Here is a 1302-nt window from a genome sequence, read left to right as displayed (position 1 = left end):
GCGCGGGGCCCGGCTCTCCGGCGGCCAGCGCCAGCGCCTCGGCATCGCCCGGGCGCTCTACCACGACCCGGACGTGATCGTGTTCGACGAGGCGACCTCGGCGCTGGACGACGAGACGCAAGGGGCCGTGATGCGCGCCCTTCGGGCGCTCTCGGGCCGACGCACCCTGATCCTGATCGCCCACCGGCTCTCGACCCTGGAGGGGGCCGACGCGGTCCACGTGCTGGAGGCCGGCCGGCTCGTCGCCTCCGGGCCGCCGGAAACGATCCTCCCGGGGTTGGGGAATGTGGCGTGAGGCGGCGGCCTCCCCTTGCGTCCCGGCCCGCGTCCGTTACCTCGGCGGTTCGAGGATCGCCCGGGAGGCCCGCTTGAGCACGCGCATCGACCTGACCGCTCCGGACGGCACCACGGCCGTGCTCTCGACCCACGGGGCCGAGCCGGTATCCTGGCGGGTCGGCGGCACCGAGTACCTATGGAGCGGCGATCCGGTGCATTGGAACCGGCACGCCCCCTGGCTTTTCCCGGTGGTCGGTGCCTCGTCCGGCGGGCGGGTGCGGGTCGGGTCCGAGACCTACCCGATGGCCCAGCACGGCTTCGCCCGGGACCTGCCCTTCGTTGTGGTGGAGCGCAGCGCCGACGCGGTGCTTCTACGGCTGACCGACGGGCCGGAGACAAAGGCGCATTACCCGTTCGCCTTCCGGCTCGACATCGCGGCCCGGGTGCGGCCGGCCGGGCTCGACCTCACCGTCACCGTGGCCAATCCCGGCGACGTCCCCCTGCCCTACGCGCTCGGGTTCCACCCGGCCTTCCCGTGGCCCTTCGCGGGCGGTGCGCGGGCCCGGGACGGCGGCTACGCGGTGGAATTCGAGCGGGCCGAGCGCCCGTTCGCCCCGCAGGTCGGCCCCGGCGGGCTGCTGCTGCGCGACGAGCAGCCGATCCCCCTGGCCGGCGACACCCTGCCCCTCGACCCGGCGATCTTCACCGAGGCGTTCGTGTTCCGGAACGCGAAGAGCCGCCGGATGCGCTTCACCGGGCCCGGGACAGCGATCCGGATGGAGATGGAGGATTTCCCGCACCTCGCCGTCTGGACGAAGCCGACCGCGCCGTTCCTGTCGCTCGAATGCTGGACCGGCTACGCCGACTGGGCGGATTTCTCCGGTCCGCTTCAGGAGCGCGACGCGCAGCGCCTGCTGCCGCCGGGGGAGGAAGCGCGCCACGGCGTCCGCCTGACCCTGGAAGCCTAGCGGTTGCGCGTCTGGGTCGCCCGTCCCGAGCCGGGGGCCGCCCGCACCGGCGCGGCCC

2 protein-coding genes are annotated in these 1302 nt (G+C 74.3%); both read left to right on the top strand.

Translation table 11 applies throughout. The features are described 5' to 3' along the window. Positions 1-295 (top strand): ATP-binding cassette domain-containing protein (locus FV228_RS30030; protein WP_147857762.1); only part of this gene is annotated, 295 nt, incomplete at its 5' end. 73 nt (positions 296-368) lie between these two features. Continuing rightward, on the top strand, positions 369-1244 hold the full coding sequence (locus FV228_RS30025) for an aldose 1-epimerase family protein (RefSeq protein WP_147857761.1): 876 nt from the start codon (positions 369-371) through the stop codon (positions 1242-1244). Positions 1245-1302 lie beyond the last annotated feature (58 nt).

Source organism: Methylobacterium sp. WL18 (assembly GCF_008040015.1).
GTDB lineage: Bacteria > Pseudomonadota > Alphaproteobacteria > Rhizobiales > Beijerinckiaceae > Methylobacterium > Methylobacterium mesophilicum.
The sequence above is the reverse complement of the archived record's forward strand: the minus strand, read 5'-3'. Positions and strand labels throughout refer to the sequence as shown.